At 38.5% G+C, this 4,803-nt stretch carries 2 protein-coding genes and 1 pseudogene; 2 read left to right on the forward strand and 1 reads right to left on the reverse strand.

Going from position 1 to position 4,803, the window contains the following annotated elements:
• Window positions 1–342 precede the first annotated feature (342 nt).
• The gene (locus PX484_RS00005; protein ID WP_287766784.1) at window positions 343–3,462 is read left to right on the forward strand and encodes a TIGR03032 family protein; all 3,120 of its coding nucleotides are present in this window, start codon (window positions 343–345) and stop codon (window positions 3,460–3,462) included.
• 148 nt (window positions 3,463–3,610) lie between these two features.
• Here PX484_RS00005 and PX484_RS00010 read toward each other — a convergent pair whose 3' ends face one another.
• Window positions 3,611–4,492: a glutaminase gene (locus PX484_RS00010; RefSeq protein ID WP_287766786.1), complete on the reverse strand. Its 882-nt coding sequence runs from the start codon at window positions 4,490–4,492 to the stop codon at window positions 3,611–3,613.
• 11 nt (window positions 4,493–4,503) lie between these two features.
• Here PX484_RS00010 and PX484_RS00015 point away from each other — a divergent pair.
• A pseudogene (locus PX484_RS00015) lies at window positions 4,504–4,803 on the forward strand (gephyrin-like molybdotransferase Glp); the annotation flags it as partial.

The raw sequence follows: 4,803 nt of genomic DNA on the forward strand, positions 1-4,803 counted from the left end.
AAAACCTTGCGTCTTCATCGGCCCGCGTCCTGTAGGGGCGAAGCATTCGGACAATAACCTATCGGTGAAAAGGTAGATTTTCTATCCGAATGCTTCGCCCGTACTTATTCAGCAAACCCAAAATAATGATATTTTGATTATAAACGATCGCGCTCAAACAAAAACATAAATCGTAGTGGACTGACACACCTAATTTAGGTGTAGGGTGCGTATTTGCGGCCATCAATTCGGTCAAAAAACCAAAATTAACAAGCCGCCGTAACGCACCACCTCTATTATTAAATTGGTGCGTTACGCTATCGCTAACACACCCTACTGGCTAATCTTTGTGTCTTTGTGGTTATGATGAATCAATCAACTCCCAATACTAATCAATCTATCCCCGTAGAGATAATTGCTTCCCGTAATTTCATTGATTGGTTAGAGTCTCAGCAGATTAGTCTGGCTTTTACTACCTATCAAAGTTCTCGACTGATGTTTTTAGGAGTTAACCCCCACAGGGGGATGTCGGGATTTGAGCGGATATTTGACCGCGCCATGGGTTTATATGCTACCCCAGAAAGGATTTATCTTAGTTCCCGCTATCAAATCTGGCAACTAGATAATGTGTTATCATCCGAACAACTTTATGATGGTTACGATAAACTTTATATCCCCCGCATTAGTTATACTACTGGGGATTTAGATATTCACGATTTGGCAATAGAGAATCTCTCTGAAAGAATTATATTTATCAGTACGATGTTAAATTGTCTGGCGACAGTCAGCGATCGCCATAGTTGTATTCCCCTATGGAAACCGTCGTTTATTTCCGCTTTAGTCAATGAAGATCGTTGTCATCTCAATGGTTTAGCTTTGGTAGATGGGAAGGCGCGTTATGTTACCGCTTGTAGTCAATCAGATGTGGTGGATGGGTGGAGAGACAGAAGACAAACTGGCGGTTGTGTCATTGATATTCAGTCTAATGAAGTGATTGCTACTGGTTTATCTATGCCTCATTCTCCCCGATTTTATCAGGGTAAGTTATGGTTATTAAATGCGGGTACGGGTTACTTTGGTTATATTGATCAAGACAAAGGCATTTTTGAGCCTGTTACTTTTTGTCCTGGTTTTCTGCGCGGTTTAGCATTTGTCGGAAATTATGCCATTGTTGGATTATCTAAAAGTCGTGGGGTAGATAAGACTTTTTCGGGGTTAATCTTAGATGATAATTTAATGGCTAAAGAAGCAGATCCTCGCTGTGGTCTGCTAATTATTGACTTGAAAACAGGTGAAGTTGTTCACTGGATACGCTTAGAAGGTGAAGTGACTGAACTTTATGATATACAAGTCTTAGAAGGAGTTAAACGTCCCCAAGCTTTAGGATTCCAAAATGATGACATCAGTAAAATTATTACTCTTGATCCTATTTCTCCTTTATTTGGAGGAAATCTAGCAAATAATCAGCCTGATACTTCGCCAGCAGATACCCTTTATCAGCAAGCATACACCTTGCAAAAACAGGTTAAGCTTGAAGAAGCGATCGCTCTCTATCAACAATTAATTAATCAACATCCTCAATATGCAGCTGCTTGGCATCAGTTGGGGGTAATCATGGATAGTTTAGGACAAATTGATCAAGCTATTTTGGCTTACAAGCAAGCTTTATTGATTAATCCTAATTATGCAGAAGCTCACAATAATTTAGGAATAATAGCAGTTAGCAAGGGAGATTTAGACGAGGCGATTATTTGCTTTAACCACGCTATTTGTGGCAATCAAAACTATGCTTTTGCTGATAATAATTTAGGTTTAGTCTTACAAATGCAGGATAAGTTAGGGGATGCTGCGGTCAATTTTCAAGAAGCAATCAGGAAAAACCCTAATTATCCAGAGGCACGCTTGAATTTAGGCAATGTGTTACAACTACAGGGAAAAATTGAAGAAGCGATCGCTTATTTTCAAACAGCAATTAAACTTAATCCTAAGTATATTAAAGCTTATAATAGTTTGGCTTTAGCATTAGGAAGACAGGACAAAGTAGAAGCAGCTATGAGCGTATTTAAGCAAGCTTTAGCTATTCAACCTAATTCCCCAGAGGCTTTTGCTTGCTTATTTTCCATGAAGGAAATGACTTGTAATTGGGACACAAGAGAGTCTGATTTAATTCAACTTTGGCAATTAACCGAAAACCAGTTACAAGAGAGAAAACCTACCGCAGTAACTCCCTTTGATACCTTATATAAACCTTGGTCTGCTAGTCAACAGTTGAAAGTAGCTTGTAACTATGCTCAAGAGGTTAAAAGACAATTAGCCTTAGTTACTAAACCACTCAATTTTAACCATTCACGCACCCGATCTGGACGATTAAAAATAGGTTATTTATGCCATGATTTTCGTAACCATCCCACCAGTCATTTGATGCAAAGTGTCTTTGGTTTACATGATCGCAATAACTTTGAAATAATTGCCTATTCCTATGGTCCTGATGATGGTAGTGAGTATCGTCGTCGCATTGCTAATGATTGCGATCGCTTTTATGATATTGCTACTTTATCAATTACGGAATCTGCACAACGGATTTTTGATGATGGGGTGCATATTTTAGTAGATTTGATGGGATATATTGATAAAGCGCGGACGCAAATATTGGCTTTAAAACCTGCACCGATTCAAGTTAATTATTTGGTTTATCCGGGGACAATGGGAGCAGATTTTATCGACTATATTATTGGTGATGGCATAGTTACACCACCAGAGTCTGCTGATAATTTTAGTGAAAAATTGGTGATTTTACCGGATAGTTATCAGGCTAATGATTATCAACAAATTATATCATCTAAACCTGTTACTCGTTCCCATTATGGTCTTCCTGAATCGGGTTTTGTCTTTTGTTGTTTCAACCACACCTATAAAATTGAGCCGCAAATATTCACTGTATGGATGCAAATTTTGGCTAATGTTCCAGGTAGTGTGTTATGGTTATTTTCGAGAGTAGCTGAAGCTGAAGCAAATCTACGTCGGGAAGCACAAGCGCGAGGAATTGAGGGCGATCGCTTAATTTTTGCCCATCTCCAACCTAAGCCGGAACATTTGGCGCGGCATCAACTAGCTGATTTATTTCTTGATACTTTATACTATAATGCTCATACTACTGGGAGTGATGCTTTATGGGCAGGTTTACCGATTATAACTTGTCCAGGTGCAACTTTTCCTTCCCGTGTTGGTGCTAGTTTACTGACAGCTATTGGCCTACCTGAATTAATTACTAAGAATTTAGAGGAGTATAAAAATTTAGCGATTAATTTAGCAAGATCTCCTGATAAATTGCACGAAATTAAACAGAAACTAGCCCAAAATCGTCTGACTTATCCGTTATTTGATACCCTTCTTTTTACCCGCAATTTAGAACAAGCTTATCGGACAATGTGGGATATTTATGCTGCGGGAAAATCACCAGAGATGATCAGGATAGCCAATTGATCACTGGAATTATCAGGGTAAGCGCATCTTAACAATCCTTGACAAAATCAACTTTATCCCTCCGGGGTTTCACGTTACTTGGCCAGAAAAATTAGAAAAAGTATCGGTGTTTTTTTGAGTAATTAAAGCTTATTTTCATAGATTAAATTTACTTGACAAAATGACTGATATATGTTAACAAATTAAGTCCTAAAATTGAATTACCTTGCTCATTTAACAGGGGACTATAACAAGCGATCGCTCCCTGTTCCGGTACAATTGATAACAAAGCTCCACTAACTCCCGATTTAGTGGGAAAACCTACCTCAAGGGCGAATTGTTGGGAAGCTTCATAGAGTCCACAATTAGTCATAATTTCTAGAATAATTTCGCCAAAAGGAGCAGCTAAAATCAACTTACCTAAATTAGCAAGATCTGCAATTTTTCCAGACAAACAACAGATTCGATTGTAGGTTTCTAGGGCTAAATAACGATGATTGATATAACTGTTTTTTTCTAATTCTAAGCTTAAAGCTTGATTGTGGGTATTAGGATAGGAGTGAACAGAAGCAAGCACAGAGCGATCAAGAAATAATTGACAATTACCCATTTCATTTAACCATAAAAGCAAATTTTCACAGCGAGATTCTGGCGTTTCTCCTGCTAATAAATCCGCTAATGCGATCGCACCACTGTTAATCATTGGATTACGGGGAAAACCGCAATCCTCTTGCAGTTGAGTTAAAGAATTAAAAGGATAACTAGAAGCTTGTTTTCCTACGCGACGAAAAACAGCATCTTCCCCTAAATGAGTTAAAAGATATAATAACAAAAAAGGTTTAATCACACTCATCAAAGGAAAAGTTACAGTTTCATCTCCCCAAGACAAAATCTCCCCCTCAAGACAGTGAATCTGAAGAGCGAAAACATCGGGATGAACTTGGTTCAAAACCGGAATATAATAGGGAGTCTGACCCTTGATATCCGATAAATGCACTTCCCCGATCCAAGTTTGTATATCTTCCACCCTTAATCTAGCTAATCGGTTCATTTTTTTAATCCATGTACTCAGTCAAAGAAGCAGAATCTATAATTTTAACTCAAATTCAACCCCGACAAGAAACCGAAAAAGTTTCTCTAGAGGCAGCTTTTGGGCGCATTTTAGCCGAAGATATCAGCAGTGATTTAGACTTTCCCTATTGGGATAATTCTGCTATGGATGGCTATGCTGTCCGCTACGAAGATGTCAAAGACACTAATCCAGAAAATCCCGTTACTTTAAAGATTATCGCCGAAATTCCCGCCGGCAAAGTCCCCGAAAAAATTATTCAACCAGGAGAAACAGCCCGAATATTTACAGGA

The organism is Microcystis sp. M49636_WE2, from assembly GCF_030065375.1.
Classification (GTDB): Bacteria; Cyanobacteriota; Cyanobacteriia; order Cyanobacteriales; family Microcystaceae; genus Microcystis; species Microcystis aeruginosa_C.

Bases quoted from the DNA above. Each gene is read 5' to 3' on its own strand.
- PX484_RS00010 (WP_287766786.1), bottom strand. From the start codon at position 4,492: ATGAACCGATTAGCTAGATTAAGGGTGGAAGATATACAAACTTGGATC.
- PX484_RS00005 (WP_287766784.1), top strand. From the start codon at position 343: ATGATGAATCAATCAACTCCCAATACTAATCAATCTATCCCCGTAGAG.